7 protein-coding genes are annotated in these 19,687 nt (G+C 71.5%); all 7 read left to right on the top strand.

Features of this window, described 5'->3' with window-relative positions; all coding sequences use genetic code 11:
- The first annotated feature begins 15 nt into the window (after window positions 1–15).
- The 7 genes from ACFS27_RS28065 to ACFS27_RS28035 all read left to right on the top strand — a co-directional run bounded on the left by ACFS27_RS28065 (window position 16) and on the right by ACFS27_RS28035 (window position 19,640).
- Window positions 16–6,162 (top strand): Ig-like domain-containing protein, encoded by a 6,147-nt coding sequence (locus ACFS27_RS28065; protein ID WP_377190465.1) that lies wholly within the window; start codon window positions 16–18, stop codon window positions 6,160–6,162.
- 171 nt (window positions 6,163–6,333) lie between these two features.
- Entirely contained in the window at window positions 6,334–12,390 is a 6,057-nt protein-coding gene (locus tag ACFS27_RS28060) for an Ig-like domain-containing protein (RefSeq protein ID WP_377190463.1), read from the top strand.
- 93 nt (window positions 12,391–12,483) lie between these two features.
- The gene (locus tag ACFS27_RS28055; protein WP_377190461.1) at window positions 12,484–13,458 is read left to right on the top strand and encodes an AAA family ATPase; all 975 of its coding nucleotides are present in this window, start codon (window positions 12,484–12,486) and stop codon (window positions 13,456–13,458) included.
- Complete coding sequence (locus ACFS27_RS28050) at window positions 13,455–14,798, top strand: DUF58 domain-containing protein (RefSeq protein WP_377190459.1); 1,344 nt, start codon at window positions 13,455–13,457, stop codon at window positions 14,796–14,798. Before ACFS27_RS28055 ends, ACFS27_RS28050 begins: the two co-directional genes overlap by 4 nt.
- Entirely contained in the window at window positions 14,795–17,269 is a 2,475-nt protein-coding gene (locus ACFS27_RS28045; protein WP_377190457.1) for a transglutaminase family protein, read from the top strand. Before ACFS27_RS28050 ends, ACFS27_RS28045 begins: the two co-directional genes overlap by 4 nt.
- Window positions 17,266–18,837, top strand: a complete 1,572-nt coding sequence (locus ACFS27_RS28040) for an RDD family protein (RefSeq protein WP_377190455.1) — start codon at window positions 17,266–17,268, stop codon at window positions 18,835–18,837. The genes ACFS27_RS28045 and ACFS27_RS28040 overlap by 4 nt, the downstream gene beginning before the upstream one ends.
- Window positions 18,834–19,640: a PP2C family protein-serine/threonine phosphatase gene (locus ACFS27_RS28035; RefSeq protein WP_377190453.1), complete on the top strand. Its 807-nt coding sequence runs from the start codon at window positions 18,834–18,836 to the stop codon at window positions 19,638–19,640. Before ACFS27_RS28040 ends, ACFS27_RS28035 begins: the two co-directional genes overlap by 4 nt.
- Window positions 19,641–19,687 lie beyond the last annotated feature (47 nt).

Genomic DNA, 19,687 nt, shown 5'->3' with positions numbered 1-19,687 from the left:
GATGTGGGGTCTCCTGTGTCTGGACTGAAGCTGTCGACGCGCTCGATCGTCTCGGGCGGTGTCGTCGCACTCTTCGCCGGGGCACTGGTGCTCCTCATGCTGCAGCACGACGGCGAGGCCACGGCGCAGGTCGACCTCGACGACTCCGGCGTCTGGGTCACGAAGACCTCGGCCGGTCTGCTCGGCCGGTTCAACAGCGAGGCGCAGGCGCTGGACGGGACGCTGCTCTCCGGATCCTCGACGTTCGACGTGCAGCAGGCCGAGTACCGCGTCCTCATGACGGACCCGGGCACCGCCACCGCGAGCCCGGTCGACCCGGCCCACCTGGCCCTGCAGGGCACCATGACGACGCCCGCCGGCGCGGTCGTCGCGTCGGGCGGTTCGACGACCGCAGTCCTGGACCCCGAGGACGGCCGACTGTGGGTGCTCCCGTTCGACGGCGCGGCCCAGTTCAGCGAGGCGGACCTGGAGCCGACGGCGGAGCTCGCCGCCGGCTCCCGGCTCGCCGTAGCGACGGACGGCACGGTGTTCGCTGCGGTGCCGGCGCAGGGCAGGCTCGTCACCGTGACGACGGGCGCCACCGGCGCGGCCGGCGAGGTGTCCGAGTCGGAGCTGCGGGTCGGCAAGCGTGCCGAGGTCGAGGTCACCGCCGTGGGCGACCAGCCGGTCGTGCTGGACCGGACGGCCTCGACCCTGGTGCTGCCCGGTGGCGACGTCGTGGACCTGGCCGGGGGCGCCGAGGCGCGCCTGCAGCAGCCGTCGTCGGACGCACCTGCCGTGGTCGTGGCCACGCCCAAGGGCCTCGTCACGCAGCCCCTCGGCGGCGGGGACTCCACCACACGCGTGGGCCAGGGCACTCCGGCCGCCCCGGTCCAGCTCGGCGGCTGTACGTACGGGGCCTGGTCGGGCACCGGCCAGGTGCTTCGTGACTGCCCCGGCACCGACCGCGACGTCGACCAGCGCCTGGAGGGTGCGGAGGGCGAGCTCGCCTACCGGGTGAACCGCACGGTGATCGTGCTCAACGATGTCGCGTCGGGCACGCTGTGGATGGCCGCCGACGACTTCGAGAAGGTCGACGACTGGGACCTCACGATGCCGGAGGACGCGGAGGGCGAGAAGACCGAGTCGGAGACCACCACGCCCGAGATGGTCGACCAGTTCATCGCGCAGCGCGACAAGCCGAACCGGCCCCCGGAGGCCGAGGACGACGACCTGGGGGTTCGGCCCGGCCGCACCACCGTGCTCAACGTGCTGGGCAACGACCTGGACCCGGACGGCGACGTGCTGACGGCGACGGTCGGGCCGGCCACGGGCACGCAGGGTGGCGACGCCGCACCCGCTGGGGCACGGGCGACCGAGGTGTCGGTGGACCGTGTGCTCGACGGCGCGGCGCTCCAGGCGAACGTGCCGGAGACGGCGTCGGGCAGCTCGACCTTCGCGTACACGGTGGACGACGGGCGCGGCGGCACGGCGGAGGCGACGGTACGGGTGCGTGTGGTGCCGCTCAGCGAGAACGCGGCACCGGTCCCGAAGGGGGAGCCGGTGCTCCGGGTCGCGCAGGGCGGAGACGCGACCATCAAGGTGCTGCCGTTCTGGCGTGACCCCGACGGGGACGACCTGATCCTGTCGAGCGCCACCACCGCCGACCCGATGGACGAGGTGCGGTTCCGTCCGGACGGCACCGTCGAGTTCCGCGACGGTGGCACGGCCACCGGCCGCAAGGTCGTGGACCTCACGGTGTCGGACGGGCTGGACCAGGTGGGCGAGGGCAGGCTGCTGGTCGACGTCGTCGCGACGCAGGAGCCGCCCGTCGCTGTGGCCGACCACGTGTCCGTCCTGGCGGGTGATCCCGTCACGGTACGACCGTTGCGCAACGACACCGACCCGAACGGTGACCTCCTCCGGCTGGTCAGCGTCTCCGAGCAGGCGCCGGCCACGATCACGGAGAACTACCCGGCAGGCAGCTTCCGGTTCGTGAGCAAGGAACCCGGCAGCTACGACATCACCTACCAGGTCAGCGACGGTCCGGGGTCCACCATGGGGCTGGTGCGGGTCGACGTGCTCGCGCCACCGGACGCGGCGGGTCCGCCGGTCGTCGTGGCCGACACCGTGCTGCTCCCAGCGGGCGGGTCCGCACTCGTCGACGTGCTGGCGAACGACACCGATCCAGCGGGCGGGGTCCTCGTGGCCTCGTCGGTCGACACCGACTCCGGGGTCACCGCCGTGGTGCTGGACCACCACGTGCTCCGGGTGGCCGAGACGGAGCGGCTCGACCGGCCCGTCACCCTGCGGTACACGGCGTCGAACGGTACGCAGACCGCCGTCGGCCAGGTGCGGGTGGTGCCGGTCGCTGCACCGACCAAGCTGCGCCCGCCGGAGGCGACGGCGGACGACGCGACGGTGCACACCGGCGACATCGTCACCGTGCCGGTGCTGAAGAACGACTCCCACCCGGACGGGCTGGAGCTCGCGCTCGCGCCGGAGCTGGTCGAGGAGCCGGAGTCCGGCGAGGCGTTCGTCTCGGAGGACGCCGTGCGGTTCAAGGCCGGCTCGGCCGCAGGCACCGTGCACCTGGTCTACGAGGTGCGGGACAGCAACGGCCAAAAGGACTCCGCGCAGGTCACCATCAACGTGACGGACACCCTGGAGAACGCTGCGCCACAACCGCCGGACATCACGGCACGGGTCCTCGCGGGCGCGGTCACGCGCATCGCGCTGCCCCTGGACGGCAGCGACCCGGACGGCGACCACGTGACGCTCGACGGGCTGTCGGCCCCGCCGGCGCAGGGCACGGCCCGCATGGTCGACGGGTTCCTCGAGTACGAGGCGGCGCAGGACGCCGCGGGCGCAGACGAGTTCCGGTACGCCGTGACGGACACGCGCGGCGCCACCGCTGAGGGCACGGTCGCCGTCGGGGTGGCGCAGCCGCCGGGCGTGAACCAGCCACCCACCGCCGGCGGCGACGAGTCGCTCGTGCGCCCCGGCCGGGAGGTCGCCGTGGACGCGCTGGCCAACGACTCGGACCCGGACGGCGACCAGGTGGGCCTGGTGCCGAAGTCGTTCGAGGGTGCGGGCGACCTGGACCCGCGGGTCGTCGACGACATGGTCGTGGTCACCACCCCCGACGACGAAGGCACCTCCACCTTCTACTACGGCATCGAGGACACGTACGCGGCGCGGGCCACCGGCTCCATCACCGTCGAGGTGGCCGAGGACGCCCCGCTCCTGCGCCCGGTGGCCCGCGACGACGTCGTCCCGCCCACCGACGTCACGTCCGACACGGTGACCGTGGACCTGCTGCGCAACGACGCCGACCCCGACGGGGTAGCGGCGGACCTGGAGGTCGCGGTGGTCGACGAGCGCGGCGAGCTGCCCGCCGGCGTCACCCTCGACGGTGGTGGCGACGTGACGGTGGCCCTCACCGAGGACCCGCAGGTGCTCACCTACACGGTGACCGACCTGGACGGCCTGACCGCGAAGGCGTTCCTGCGGGTACCCCGCGACGGCTCGCTGCCGCACCTGAAGCAGCCGGTCGAGGCGCTGGAGACGTTCGCGGGCGAGACGCTCGAGATCGACATCACCGACCACGTCGAGGTCGCCGACGGCCACGAGCCGCGGTTCACCGTCGAGGAGAAGGTCGCCGCCGTCGAAGGCACCCGCGAGGTGATGGGTCCCACGACGCTGACCTTCACGTCGGACGAGGACTACGTGGGGCCGGCGTCGGTCACGTTCGAGGTGACCGACGGCGACGGCCCCGACGACCCCGAGGGGCGCACGGCAGTGCTCACCCTGCCGATCGAGGTCCGGGCCAGCCGCAACCAGCCGCCGGAGATCAAGGGCACCGCGCTGCTCGAGGTGGCCGCGGGCGAGGAGGCGACGCTCGACCTGTCGCGGACGGCGGTCGACCCGGAGGGCGACCCGCTGACCGTCGAGGTCACCGGAGCGGCGGAAGGGATCACGTTCGGCACCGAGGGGTCGACGGTCCACGCCCAGGCACAGGCATCGGTCCCGAAGGGCACGCGGGCGATCATCCCGTTCACGGTGTCCGACGGCGGGCATCCGCCCGTCGCGGGCGAGCTCGCCGTCACGGTGGTGGCCTCGACCCGCCCGTTGGCTCGCGCCAACCCGGACGAGGTGACCGACGCGCACCAGGGCGAGCCCGTCCCGGTGGACGTGCTGGCCAACGACGCGAACCCGTTCCCTGAAGAGCCGCTGACGGTGGTAGGCGCTGTCGTCGAGACGGGCCAGGGGACCGCAGAGCCGTCGGCGTCCGGGGTGCTCGTGACGCCGTCGGACAGCTTCGTCGGCACTCTGGTGGTGCGGTACCGCGTGGCGGACGCGACGGCCGACACCGGCCGCGAGGTCGAGGGCACCATCCGCCTGACGGTGCTGGGCAGGCCGGAGGCGCCCCGCGCCGCGCAGGTCGAGGAGGTGCGGTCGGGGACGGTGGTGCTGGCGTGGGACCCGCCGGCGGACAACGGGTCCGAGATCACCGGCTACACGGCACGGTCCGGCAAGGGCGACTCCACCGAGTGCCCGTCCACGACGTGCACCGTCACCGGCCTGAAGAACGACGTCGTCTACAACTTCACGGTCACCGCGAAGAACGAGGTGGGGGAGTCGGAGCCGTCGGGGCCGTCGGAGGACGCGCGGCCGGACGAGAGGCCGGACAAGCCGGAGCCGCCGTCCCTGACGTTCGGCGACTCGGCCCTGACCGTCGCCTGGCAGAACCGCACGTACAGCGACCGCTCGCCCATCGAGTGCGTCAACCTCGAGATCAGTCCGGCACCGGCCGACGGCGTGCTGCAGAAGTCGTGCGTGACCGGGTCCTCGACCGTCTGGGACGGCCTGTCCAACGGCACCGCGTACACGGTGACGGTGCAGGCGGTGAACGCAGCGCCGCAGCCGTCCGACTGGAGCGACGCCTCGGCGCCGGAGATCCCTGCCGCGCCGCCCGCCAGGCCCGCGGCGCCGAGCGCGCAGCGGGTGGACAACGCCCTCGGCGGCCAGATCACCGTCTCGTGGACCGCCCCGGCGAACAACGGCGACCCGGTCGAGCAGTACCACCTCGACGTGTTCGAGAACGGGACCAAGAAGGAGACCCAGACGGTCACAGGCACCTCGCAGGTGGTCTCGGGGCTGTCGCCGGAAGCCACCTACACGTTCGCGGTCACCGCGGAGAACAAGGCAGGCAGGTCACCGGCCAGCGACCGGTCGGCCGCGCAGGTGCCGTACGGCAAGCCGCAGGTGCCCGGCACACCGACGGCGGCGCTCGGCAGCGACACGAGCGGCCGGGCGATCGTGCGCTGGACCGGGATCTCCTCCGACGGCTTCCGCGGCCCGGCGCACCGGTACGAGGTCCAGGGCAACGGGGTGGCGGCGCACGCAGCGACCTCGCCGCACACCGTCACCGGCCTGGCGAACGGCTCGGAGTACCGGTTCCAGGTACGGGCCTGCAACCAGTACACGTGCTCGGCCTGGACCGGTAGCTCGAACCCGGTGACGCCCTATACGACGCCGGCGGCGCCGAGCGTCACGTCGTCGACCGTCGACTCCGACACGATCCGGTTCACCATGAAGCCGGGCAGCAACGGTGGGCGCGCCATCGACGCCATGCGCTACCGGATCAACGGCGGCGGCTGGCAGTCGCTCCCGGCTTCGGGCGGCACCGCCGACGCCGGCGGTTCGTACAGCGCGAACTACACGATCGACGTGCAGGCGCACAACGCGGCCGGCTGGGGCGCGACCGCGTCCGGGAGCGGCAGGACGCTGCCGAACCCGGCGAACGCGACGGTCTCGATCAGCGTCGGCGGGGTGTTCGGCGGCGGCGTCGACCAGGGCTGCCACCAGAGCCCGAACACCTGGTGCAAGTGGCTCAACCTCACGGTCAGTGGGTGGGAGCCCAACAAGGTCTTCCACTACCGGTGCCTGTCTACCCAGCACGACTCGAACGGTCAGGTGTACTTCCCCCGGGCTGCGATGGGCCCCTGGTGGGGCGAGGTTGCCGGTGTCGCCACGCGGACCGACGCCAACGGCAACTGGTCCGGCCGCACCGACTGCATGCACCAGTACCAGAACGAGGAGACCTGGCTGGAGACCCAGGAGAGCAACCTCGCCAACTCGAACCGCATCTACTGGAACCGCGCGAACGTGAATCCCTGAGGCGGGCCGGAGGACCCGACAGACTCGTACATTCCGGTCGAGCGCCATGGGTAGTCCTGCCCACCAAAACTCCAGGACGATTCACCCGTCGTCCCGGTAAGGTGCTCCCGTTGCGCCTGTGTGTGCGGTCCGGGTGAACAGACTTCGGTGGAGTGATGAAGAGGAGGACGCATGAGCTTTGCCTCACGCGTGTACGAGAATCGCCGGTCAGCGGCATCGATCGGTGCAGTGACCCTCTTCGGTGCGGGGCTCGTCGGCTTCGCACTCCTCTACGAAGGCGAAGCGACGGCGGACGTCGAGCTCAACGACTCCGGCGTCTGGGTGACTCAGACAGCGTCAGGCAAGCTCGGGCGGTTCAACTACGAGGCGAAGGCCCTCGACGGCACGCTGCTCGCCAACTCGACGAGCTTCGACGTGGAGCAGGACGCGCAGCGCGTGCTGCTGGACAGCGGGGGTGACTCGTCCGCGAGCCCGGTCGACCCGGCGCTGCTGGCGCTGGACGGCACCATGAAGTTCCCGGCTGGCTCGAAGGTCGCGGCGGGCGGCGCCACGACCGGTGTGTACGACGCAGAGACCGGCCGGACCTGGGTCATCCCGTTCGACGGCGCAGTGGCCTTCGACGAGAAGGAGATGAAGCCGGTCCTCGAGGCCGGCCCGGGCGGCGAGGTCACGGTGAGCGACGACGGCACCGTGTTCGTCGCGGTCCCGTCCGACGGCAAGCTCTACACGATCCCCACCGGCACCCAGGGGGTCGCCGAGGAGCCGGAGGAGTCGGAGCTCCCGGTCAAGCCCGACGCCAAGGTGCAGGTTTCGGCCGTCGGCGACGAGCCGGTGGTGCTGGACCAGTCGACGGGGACGCTGGTGCTTCCCGGCGGTGACACGGTGGAGATCGAGGACGGCGCGCAGGGCATGCTGCAGCAGCCCTCCGGCGACTCGTCCAACGTGGCGCTCGCCACGACCAAGGGCCTGGTCACCCAGCCGTTGGACGGCGGGGAGTCGACCACGCGTACGGCGTCCGGCAACCCGTCGGCACCCGTGCAGCTCAGCGGGTGCACCTACGGGGCGTGGTCCGGCTCGGGCCAGGTGGTGCGTGACTGCGCGGGCCCGGACAACGACGTCGACCAGGTGCTCGAGGGCGTCGACGCCGCCGCGACCCTCGTCTACCGCGTGAACCGGAACGTCATCGTGCTGAACGACGTCGCGGACGGCTCCCTGTGGATGGCCGCCGACGAGTTCGAGAAGGTCGACGACTGGGACCTGAAGATGCCGGAGGACGAGGAGGGCGAGAAGACCGAGTCCGAGGACACCACCCCCGAGCACGTCGACCAGTTCGTGGCCAAGCGTGACCAGGCGAACCGCCCGCCCGAGCCCAAGGACGACGCGTTCGGCGTGCGGCCGGGCCGCACCACCGTCCTCAACGTGCTCGGCAACGACTTCGACCGGGACGGCGACGTCATGACCGCGTCCGTCAAGGGTGAGGTCAAGGGCGACATCGCCGTCGACCGGGTGCTCAACGGCGCGGCGCTGCAGGCGAACGTGCCCGCGGAGGCGACGGGTACGACCAGCTTCGACTACGAGGTCGACGACGGTCGCGAGAACGGCAAGGCCACCGCGTCGGTCGACGTCAAGGTGGTGCCGCTCGAGGAGAACAACCCGCCCACCCAGACGGGCAAGCCGGTGCTGCGCGTCGGCCAGGACGGGCTCGGGACCATCAAGGTGCTGCCGTACTTCAAGGACCCGGACGGCGACGACCTGTTCCTGTCGAACGCGAGCACCGCCGACAAGCGCGACGAGGTGCGGTTCCGCCCGGACGGCACCATCGAGTTCCGGGACGGCGGCGCCGCGACCGGCAGCAAGATCGTGGACATCACGGTGTCGGACGCGATGGACCTGCCCGTCGAGGGCAAGCTCCTGATCGACGTCGTGGCGACCAACGTGCAGCCGGTGGCAGTGCAGGACCACGTCACGGTCCTCGCCGGTGAGCCGATCACGATCAACCCCCTGAAGAACGACTACGACCCGAACGGCGACAAGATCCGCCTGACGAGCGTCGCCGAGGTGGACTCAGCGACGATCGAGCAGAACCCGACGGCGGGTACGTTCAAGTTCGAGAGCGACAAGGTCGGCTCGCACGACGTCACCTACCAGATCACCGACGGGCCCAACCCGACGATGGGGCTGGTCCGGGTGGACGTCATCGCTCCGTCCGACGAGGCGCGATCGCCGGTGGCGGTGTCCGACCAGGTGCTGCTCCCGACCGGCGGCACAGCGCTCGTGGACGTCCTGGCGAACGACACCGACCCGGCGGGCGGCGTGCTCGTCGTGCAGGGCGTCGACGTGCCGTCCGACGCCCCGGTGAGCGTGTCCGTGCTGAACCACCAGATCCTGAAGGTCTCGGAGATCAAGCGCCTCGACGAGCCGGTGGTCCTTGACTACACGGTGGCCAACGGTTCGGGTACCGCGACCGGCCAGATCCGCGTGGTGCCCATCCCCGCGCCCGCTCAGCTGCGTCCCCCGGAGGCCGGGCCCGACGAGGCCACCGTCCACGCGGGCGACGTGGTGACCATCCCGGTGCTGAAGAACGACACGCATCCGGACGGTCTTGAGATGACGCTCACCGACGAGCTGCAGGAGGCGCCGCCCGCTGGGGCGGGCGAGGCGTTCGTCTCGGAGGACACCGTCCGGTTCCGCGCCGGCCAGGAGGCCGGGACGTACCACGCGGTCTACGAGGTCGAGGACAGCAACGGGCAGAAGGACTCCGCGCAGGTCACCATCCACGTGGTGGACGACCCGCAGAACGGTGCCCCGCAGCTGCCCGACGTCGAGGCTCGCGTGCTCAGCGGCGGGATCGTCCGCATCCCGCTGCCGCTGGAAGGCACCGACCCCGACGGCGACTACGTGACGCTGAGCTCGATCTCGGGGGCGCCGAGCCAGGGCACCGCCACCATCGTGGACGGGTTCATCGACTACCAGGCGGCTGACGACGGGACCGGTCTGGACACGTTCACCTACCAGGTGATGGACACGCGTGGCGCCCCGGCCGAAGGCACCGTCCGCGTGGGCATCGCCACGCCGCCCGCGAGCAACCAGGAGCCGCACGCGGTCGATGACGAGACGAGGGTCCGCCCGGGCCGCACGGTGGCCATCGCCGCGCTCGACAACGACTCGGACCCCGACGGCGACCAGATCGGTCTGGTGGCCAAGGGCTTCGAGGGCAACGACGAGGTGGACCCGAAGGCCGTCGACGACGACGTGATCGTCGAAGCCCCCGGCGAGGACGGGGCCTACTCCTTCTACTACGGCATCCAGGACACCTTCAAGGCGCGGGCGAGCGGCGCCATCACGGTGAACGTCGACCAGGACGCGCCGTTGCTGCGCCCCATCGCGCACGACGACGTGGTGACGGCCGACGACGTGGAGGGCTCCTCCAGCGTGACGGTCAAGGTGCTCGACAACGACGTGGACCCGGACGGCGTGGCCGCCGACCTCGAGGTCGCCGTCGACGAGTCCCTCGACGGCGTGACGGTCACCGAGTCGAGCTCGCTCGAGGTGCAGCTCACCGAGAGCGCGCGGGTCATCACCTACACCGTTACCGACATGGACGGGCTGGAGGCCAAGGCGTTCGTGCGCGTGCCGGGCGACCAGTCCCGGCCGCACGTGAAGCCGGGCCAGGGCCCGCTCAAGGCCACGAGCGGCGAGCCGCTCACCATCGACCTGGCCGAGTACGTGGTGGTCCGGGAGGACCGCAAGCCGCGGATCACCGAGGAGGACACGGTCAAGGCGGTCGAGGGCACGGTCTCTGTCACCGACCACGACACCCTGGTGTACACCTCGGTCGAGGACTACGCGGGTGCGGCCTCCGTCAGCTTCGAGGTCACCGACGGGAGCGGGCCGGACGACGCCGAGGGGCTCACCTCCGTGCTGACGCTGCCGATCGACGTGACCCCGGCGAAGAACCTGCCGCCGAAGATCACGGGCACCCCGGTGCTCGAGGTCTCGGCGGGTGAGGAGGCGTCCGTCGACCTGTCCCGGTACGTCAAGGACCCGGACAAGGACCCGCTGACGTTCGAGGTCACGAGCGGCGACGGCATCTCGACGTCGGTCTCCGGCGCCACGGTGACCGGCCAGGTCGAGCCGTCGGTCACGAAGGGCACCACGAGGGAGCTGCCCATGACGGTCTCCGACGGCAAGAACCCGCCCGTCGCGTCCAAGCTGACCGTCGAGGTCGTCGCGTCCACCCGGCCGTTGGTGCAGACGACCGAGGACGTCGTGCGCGACGCGCACCAGGGCGAGGCGACGACCATGTCGGTGCTCGACAACGACACCAACCCGTTCCCGGGGGAGGACCTCGTGCTGTCGGGCGCCCCGACGGTCGACACCGGTCTGGGCGAGGCGGTGTACAGCGGGAACCAGCTCGTGGTGACGCCTGACGAGAACTTCACCGGCGCGATGCTGGTGCGCTACCGCGTGCAGGACGCCACGAAGGACCCGGACCGTGAGGTCGACGGCATCGCGAAGCTCACCGTGCTCGGCAAGCCAGAGGCGCCCCGCGCCCCGCGGGTCGAGGAGGTGCGGTCCGAGACGGTGGTGCTCACGTGGGACCAGCCCAACAACAACGGCTCGGACATCACGGGATACACGCTCAAGACCAACACCGGCCAGGAGCACGCGTGCTCGACGACCACGTGCACGTTCGACGGGCTGCAGAACAACGTGAAGTACACCTTCACGGTGACGGCCACCAACGACGTGGGCGAGTCGGAGCCGTCGCCGGCGTCCCGCGAGGCCCGGCCGGACCAGAAGCCCGACATGCCGGAGGCGCCCTCGCTGAAGTTCGGCGACAGCGAGCTCACGGTCACCTGGAAGAACCGGACCTACACCGACCGGTCGGCGATCGAGTGCGTCAACCTCGAGATCAGCCCGCCCCCGGCCGACGGTGTAACCCAGAAGACGTGCGTCGAGGGCGGTCAGACGGTCTGGCGCAACCTGGAGAACGGCACTGCCTACACCGTGCGGGCGCAGGCCAAGAACGATGCTCCCGACCCGTCGGACTGGAGCAACCCGTCCGCGCCGGAGACCCCCGCTGCACCGCCCGCGCAGCCGGCCGCGCCGACCGCCAAGCGGGTGGACACCGCCGTCGGCGGCCAGATCACGGTGACCTGGACGGCGCCGGCGAACAACGGTGACGCCGTCTCGGACTACTACCTTGCCGTGCACCAGGACGGTTCGAAGGTGCGCACCATCACCACGGCGGACACGTCGCAGACCATCCAGGACCTGAGCACCAACTCGAGCTACACCTTCACGGTGCAGGCCGAGAACAAGGCGGGGAAGTCCCCGGTGAGCGCTCAGTCGAACCAGGTGGTTCCGTACGGGGTGCCGGACACGCCGAGCCGGCCTACGGCACGGCTCGGTTCCAACCCCAACGGGCAGGCCCAGGTGCTCTGGAGCGGCATCAGCCAGTTCCGAGGCACCGGCGCACGGTACGAGGTGCAGGCCAGCGGCATGGACTGGCGGAACGCGGGCAGCGGTTCGCCCTACACCTACACGGGGCTGAACAACGGGACGTCGTACACGTTCATGGTGCGGGCCTGCAACGAGTACACCTGCTCCGGTCCGTCCGCTGCTTCGAACGCGGTGACGCCGTACGGTCCGGTGCCCAAGCCCTCGATCAGCGCCACCGGCGGCAACCAGCAGGTCAGCTTCACGTGGGACGCACGTGCCACGAACGGCCGGCCCACCACCGTGGTCGTCAGCGGTGCGGTCACCAGCACCGCGACCAGCGGCTCCAAGACCGCCTCGGCGGGTTACAGCCAGCGGCGGGAGGCCTGCGTCACGGTGACCGACTCCGAGGGGCAGTCCTCGAGGACCTGTGCCGCCGCCACGTCGGACGCCAAGCCGAACCCGACGGCGACGGTCACCCACGGCAGCCGGGTCAGCAACGGCGACTGCAGCCACGACTCCTGTGCGTACTTCCGGGTGAACGTCACCGACTTCGAGCCGGGAAGCCACCAGGTGGCCTGCTGGGCCGGGGACACCCCTGAGGTCAAGGGCTGGCACGACATCGTCAGCCACAACCGCACCTGGGAGAGCAGCAGCAAGCAGCGGTACACCTTCCCGGCCAACGGCGCGGTGAACCTCAACTGCTTCTTCGGCCATCCAGGCGTGCCGGTACGCGTGTGGATCGACGGCGTGCAGTACGGGTCCTCGACCTGGTGGAACGGATAGCACCGGCCACCGCGCCGTCAGCGCAGAGTCACGCCATCATCGACACAACTTCACCCGACGGACGAGCAGTAACGAGCAGTAGGGAAACATGAGATGACCACGATGACCCCCGAGCAGGCGGCCTGGTTCGCCCAGACCTTCGACCGGCTCGTCGGTAACGTCGGCCAGGCGGTCCTTGGCAAGGCACCGGTGATCCGCCTGGCGCTCACCTGCATGCTCGCCGAGGGCCACCTGTTGCTGGAGGACGCCCCCGGCACAGGCAAGACCATGCTCGCCCGCTCCATCGCGGCGTCGGTCCAGGGCACGCACAACCGCATCCAGTTCACGCCGGACCTGCTGCCGTCCGACGTCACCGGTGTGACGATCTACGACCAGAACTCGGGCAAGTTCGACTTCCACCCCGGCCCGATCTTCAACTCCATCGTCCTGGCGGACGAGATCAACCGTGCCTCGCCGAAGACGCAGTCGGCGCTGCTGGAGGTCATGGAGGAGGGGCGCGTCACCGTCGACGGCATCGCGCACGAGACCGGCCGTCCCTTCATGGTGCTGGCCACCCAGAACCCGATCGAGCAGGCCGGTACCTACCGCCTGCCCGAGGCCCAGCTCGACCGCTTCCTCATGAAGACCTCCGTCGGCTACCCCGACCACGCGTCGACGGTGGAGATCCTCTCGGGTGCCTCGGTGAAGGACCGCAGCCTGGCGCTGCAGCCGATCATCACCACCAAGGCCGTCACGGAGATGGCCGACCTGGCCATGACCGTGCACACCGACACAGCCGTGCTGGAGTACATCAGCCGCCTCAGCGAGGAGACGCGCAACGCGGCCGAGGTGCGGGTCGGCGTGTCGGTCCGTGGCGCGCTCGCTCTCGTGCGCTGCTGCAAGGTCTGGGCTGCCGCGCACGGCCGCAACTACGTGCTGCCCGACGACATCAAGGAGCTGGCCCAGCCCGTCTGGGGCCACCGCTTCGTGCTGGACCCGGAGGCCGAGTTCGCGGGCTCCCGCCCCGACGTCATCCTGGCCCGGATCATGGCCGACGTCGCGGCTCCGCAGGAGCGGGCTTCGGCATGACGGCAACGGGCATCTCGTCCGGCGGAGTGTCGGGGACCGCGTACGGGAAACGGCAGGAGAAGCCGCGCGGTCTCGGCGGGGCAGTGGCCGCCGGCCGCGCGCAGGTGCTGCGCGGCCAGCGCGGCTGGGTGACCCTCACCGCCGCCGTCCGTTCGCGGGCGGCGGCGGTCGGCCGCGTGCTGGCGCCCGTCCGCCGGACGTTCAGCACGTTCGGCATCGCGGTGACCCTGACCGCCGTCGGTGCCTGGGTCGCCGGGCTGATGCTCGGCTGGCTCGAGGTGCTCGTCGCCGCGATCGTGCTCACCGTGACGCTCGTGTGCGCCATCGTGTTCGTGCTCGGCCGGTTCAAGTACGACGTCGTGCTCGACCTGGCGCAGGCCCGCGTGACGGTCGGTGACCGTGCCGTCGGGCGCCTCGACGTGCGCAACGCCTCGAGCCGCGCGCTGCTGCCGTCGGTCATGGAGCTGCCCGTCGGTACCGGCACCGCCGCGTTTCCCGTGCCGCGGCTGCCCGGCGGCGGCTCGCACGAGGAGATCTTCACCATCCCGACCCGGCGCCGCAGCGTGATCTCCGTCGGTCCGGTCAAGTCCGTGCGCGCCGACCCGCTGGGCCTGCTCCGCCGCGAGATGACCTGGACCAACGAGCAGGAGGTCTTCGTGCACCCGCGCGTCAAGAACCTCACGGGCTCCTCGACCGGTTTCCTCAAGGACCTCGAGGGACGGGTCACCAACGACATCACGAACTCGGACGTGAACTTCCACGCCCTGCGTGACTACGTGCCCGGCGACGACCGGCGGCACATCCACTGGAAGACGACGGCGCGCACGGGCCAGCTCATGGTGCGCCAGTTCGAGGAGACCCGCCGCTCGCACCTCGCGGTGCTGCTGTCCACGCGCGCGGAGGACTACGCGAACGACGAGGAGTTCGAGCTCGCGGTGAGCGTGTGCGGCTCCCTCGGCCTCCAGGCCATCAAGGAGGACCGCGGCGTCACGGTGCTCGTCAACGAGGCCTCGCTGCGCGGCGACCACCGCACGCGCCTCATGGACGACCTGTCCCGGATCGAGCTCGAGTCCCGCAAGTCCAAGCTGGTCGACCTGGCTCGTTCGGCCGCCATGGCCGCAGCGGACTTCTCGGTGATCGCGTTCGTCATCGGCAGCAGGGTGACGCCCACCGAGCTGCGCTCGGCATCGGCCCGCGTCCCCGCTGGGGTGCAGGTCATGGCCATCCAGTGCGTGCCTGGCGCGTCCCTGGGCCGGCACGCCATCGCCGAGCTGGGCGTGCTCACCCTCGGTCGGCTCGCAGACCTGCCCCTTGCCCTGAAGAAGATGAGCGACGGATGAGCGACGAGAACACCCGTGGGAACGTCCCGGTCGGGGCGGGTGGAGCAGGCCCTGGCCGGCCGTCGTCCCGCACCCGGGGCACCCGGACCGGCTACGGCACGGGCACGGGCCGTGGCACCACGCGCCGCAAGGAGGCCGAGCGTCCACGGGCGCTGACCTGGTTCGCCCTGGTCGACGTCGCGGCGCTGAGCGTGATGCTCGGCGCCGTCGCCGTCGGCTTCGGGCCGGTCTGGGGCTCGCTGGGCTACGTGCTGCCGACGGTCGGCGGCGCCGTCGTCGGCCTGCTCGTCGCCTGGGTGGGCGCCTGGCGCCGGTTCCCCGCCGTGACCGTCACCGCGCTCGCCGTGCTGGGCTACCTGCTGTTCGGTGGCGCCCTCGCGCTGCCGCACACGACCATCGCCGGCGTGGTGCCGACCCTGGACACGCTGCGCGAGCTGCTGCTCGGTTCCGTCGAGGGCTGGAAGCAGTTCGTCACCACCGTGCCGCCCATGCGGTCGTTCCCCGACCTCGCGGTGGTCCCGTTCCTGCTCATGCTGCTCGCCGCGCTGATCGCCGGCACCATCGCCTGGCGCGCGAAGCACGCGGTGTGGGCAGTGGTGCCGGTCGTCGTCGCCCTGGTCGCCGCGATCCTGCTGGGCACGCTCGACGCCGCGCTGCCGGTGGTGCAGGGCCTCGTGATCGCCATCGCCGCCCTCCTCTGGGGCGCTGTGCGCGTCATGGAGGCGCGCGTCGGCACGCACTCGATCAGCACGGAGGCGAGCCGTGAGGCCACTCGCCGACTGCGCTGGTACCGCATCCGCACCGGCGCGACCATCCTTGGCGTCGCCGCGCTGGCCGCAGGTTTCACCGCGCCGATCCTCATGCCGGACCAGCCCCGCACGGTCCTGCGCGAGACGATCGTGCCGCCGCTGGACGTCCACCAGTTCACCAGCCCGCTCGTGGCCTTCCGGCACTACGCCAAGGACGCCCGCGAGGACGAGCTGTTCACGGTCAGCGACCTGCCGGAGGACGGCCGCATCCGGCTCGCCACGCTCGACCGGTACGACGGCGTGGTCTTCGACGCGTCCGGCGACGGCGGCGACACCGGCGTGTACACGCGCGTCGGCGAGCAGATCGCCACCTCGCAGGAGGGCAGCCCGACGCCGATCGACGTCACCGTGACGGGCTACAGCGGCGTCTGGGTCCCGGAGATCGGCAGCCTCACGGGTGTGGAGTGGACCGGCACGAACGCCGAGGCGCAGACCGACGGTACGTACTACAACTCGACCACCAGCACCGCCATCACCACTGCGGGCATCAAGCCGGGGGACACGTACCGGCTGAACACGCTGGTGACCGAGGAGCCGGACGAGGACACCCTCAAGAAGGGCACGATCCTCGAGGCGGACCTGCCCGAGACCGACGCGAGCGCGATGCCGCCTGGCCTGCCCGCCAAGTCGACGCAGTTCACGGGCGAGGAGACCGACGCGGCCACCAAGCTGTTCCTGATCCGGGACGCCCTGCAGGCGTCGGGCGTGCTGTCCAGCGGCCTGGACGGAGAGGTGCCGTCCCGCCCTGGCCACTCGGCCGAGCGCATCGACACCCTCGTCGAGGAAGAGAAGATGGTCGGCGACGACGAGCAGTTCGCCGTCGCGCTCGCCCTCATGGCACGCCAGTCGGGGATCCCGGCCCGGGTCGTCATGGGCTTCTACCCGGACAAGGACAGCACGTACGAGGAGGGCGAGCCCTGGACGGTGCTCGGGAGCGACGTGCACGCCTGGATCGAGGTGCCGTTCGAGGGCTACGGCTGGGTGCCGGTCGACGCCGTCCCCGAGGAGAAGCCGCAGATCCAGCCGGAGCCGAAGAGCCAGGAGGTACCGAAGCCGCCGGTGCTCCAGGACCCGGAGCCGCCGGAGGAGCCGGACAAGGCCAAGGCAGGCAGCGTCGAGGACGACGAGAAGGACGAGGCCGAGAACGACCTCTTCGACTGGGGTCTGCTCGGCGTGATCCTGCTCGCCGTCGGTATCCCGCTGCTGCTGATCGCCGGTCCGATCGTGGCGATCCTCGCCTACAAGGCGCGACGCAGGGCGCTGCGCCGTAGCGCGGAGCAGCTTGCCGACCGCGTCAGCGGCGGGTGGCACGAGGTGGTCGACGTCGTCACCGACCTCGGGACCACCGTGCCCCCTGGGGCGACCCGGCGGGAGAGTGCCGGAGTGATCGCAGGGGCGCACCAGGTCCCGTCGACGCTCATGCTCGCGCACCGCGCCGACGCGACGGTCTTCGGGCGGGAGCAACCGACGCCCGCCGACGTCGAGGCGTTCTGGGTTGAGGTGGACGAGCTCGTCGGCGGGCTACGCTCCACCGTGAGCACGCGACGGAGGGTGCGGGCAGCGTTGTCGCTCCGCTCCGTCTGGGCACGAATCGGTGGCCGCCGCGGGATCTTCGCGGCACTCGGGGGACTCGGGTCCCGTCGGACGAAGGAGAGTCGATGACGGACGTGGTCTGTGCTGGATGCGGATCGACACAGGACGGGAGCGTCCCGTACTGCAGCGTGTGCGGACGCCCGTTCCCGCGTGCCCAGCAAGGTGATGTCGGGACCACGGTGCCGGAGTCGCTCTCGCACACGCGGGTAGGCGTCTCGGCGGTGCAGCCGGAACCCGTCACGTACGCGGGAACCGGACGCCGGTTCCTCGCGGCGCTCCTGGACGCAGCGGTGATCGGGGTCGTGGCCTGGGTCATCCTCATGATCGGGCTCGCCAGTGCGGGCGGCACCGGCGCCCTGCTGATGACGCCTGAGGCCATCGCCTCTGCGATGACGGTGCCGCAGCTGATCAGCGGCCTGCTCGCGCTGGGCTACTGGCTCGGCGTCTCCGCGTGGGAGGGCAAGACCGGCAAGACGATCGGCAACCTCGTCTGCAAGATCCGCACCGTCGACGCCGTCGCGCACGGGCCGATCGGGTTCGGTCGCGCGTTCCTGCGCTGGCTCATCGTGGGGCTCGGCGCCCTGGTGTGCCTGGTCGGCCAGATCCTGGTGCTCGTGTCCCCGGCGTTCGACGGCCAGGGCAAGCGGCAGGGCTGGCACGACAAGCTCGGCCGCGCGGTGGTGCTCATGGCGTCCGACGTCGCGGGCACCCCGGCGAGCTCCGCCGCGGGCGCGGCGACCAGGTCGGCCACGGGTACGGCCGCGAGGCCGGCAGCGGGTGCCGCCGCCAAGGCACCCGCCGGTACCTCACAGGTGTGGACCGGCGCGGCCAACGGCGCCCCGGCCCAGCAGGCTCCGGCGCAGCAGGCCCAGCCTGCCGCACCGGCCCAGGACCCGTGGGCGTTCCCGGACTCGTCGGCGAACGGCGGCGGAGCTGGTGTGATCACCGGTATCCCCGGCCAGGCGCCCGGCGCCCCGACGGAGGCGCTGCCCCCGCAGGAGGAGCCCGCGACGGTCCGCCGGCCCCACCCGGGCTCCGACAGCACACCGCACCCGAGCCAGGCTGCGCAGCCGCCGGTACGGCAGGCCCCTGCGCAGCAGCCGTCGGTCCAGCAGACGCCGCCCGTCGCGCCCGTCGCGCCGGTCCGGCAGCCCGCGGCGCAGCCGGACCCGACGCAGCGCGCTCCGATGCCGGCCCAGCCGGCGCAGCACGTCCAGCAGCCGGAGCCGGAGCAGCGTGACTCGGCGCCGATCGACATGACGCGCACCCACATGAGCCGGCCGCTCACCCCTGCGCCGGTGACGACGGTGGTGCTGGAGGTGGAGAACGGCGAGCGCTACGTCGTCGACACGAAGGCCCTCGTGGGCCGCAACCCGCAGGCCCCTGACACGTCGGGCTGGATCCTGATCAAGGTGGAGGACCCGACCCGGTCGGTGTCCAAGACGCACGCCGAGCTGGGCGTCGACACCGCAGGCCTCTGGCTGACCGACCGCGGTTCGACGAACGGCACGGTGGTCTCCGCTCCCGGTCTGCCGCCGCGCGTCGCCGAGCCGGGCGCCAGGGTCCGGGTGCCGGTGGGGTCGACGATCCACGTGGGCGACCGACGCGTCGTCGTGCATCCGCAGGCCTCCGCATGAGCGAGGAGGCACTGACGCTCGCCTGGGGCGCTGCCTCCGACCGGGGGCTGCGCCGTCAGCTCAACGAGGACGGCTACTTCGCCGGCGGAGGCGCCTTCTTCGTCGCCGACGGCATGGGCGGGCACGCGGCAGGCGAGGTCGCGAGCGCGACGGCGCTGGACGCGCTGCGCCCGCTGTCGGACATCGAGCGCGTGGAGCCCCACCACGTGGAGGCGCTGCTCGAGACGGCGCAGGAACGGGTCCGGGCCATCGACACCTCGGGTCTCGGCAGGGGCGCAGGCACGACGCTCACCGGCGCAGTCGTCGCGTATCTCGACGACGCGCCGTACTGGCTGTTCGTGAACGTGGGCGACTCCCGTACCTACCTGCTCTCCAGCGGGGTGCTGGACCAGGTGAGCGTCGACCACTCCGAGGTCCAGGAGATGGTCGACGCCGGTACGCTGACGGCCGAGGAGGCGCGAGACCATCCGCGCCGACACGTGATCACGCGTGCGCTGGGCGGGCGGGACGAGGCACGAGCCGACTTCCGGTACATCCCGATCGGCGCGCACGACCGGATCCTGGTCTGCTCGGACGGGCTGACGGGTGAGCTGGACGACGCGCGGATCACCGAGATCATGCTGGGCCACCCGGATCCCCAGGTGGCCGCCGGACGTCTGGTCGAGGCAGCGATCGCCGCGGGCGGCCGGGACAACATCACCGTCATCGTGGTGGACGCGACGGGCGTCGCGCACGAGACGGCGGGCACGAGCACCTCGCCACGGGGTGGGTTCGCGGACGAGGACACCCTGCCGCGGGACTGAGCCGAGCAGGGTCGCGGCAGTCGGTAGAGACTGACGCATGGCTGTGG

The organism is Promicromonospora vindobonensis, assembly GCF_042685865.1.
Lineage (GTDB): Bacteria > Actinomycetota > Actinomycetes > Actinomycetales > Cellulomonadaceae > Promicromonospora > Promicromonospora vindobonensis.
The sequence above is the reverse complement of the archived record's forward strand: the minus strand, read 5'-3'. Positions and strand labels throughout refer to the sequence as shown.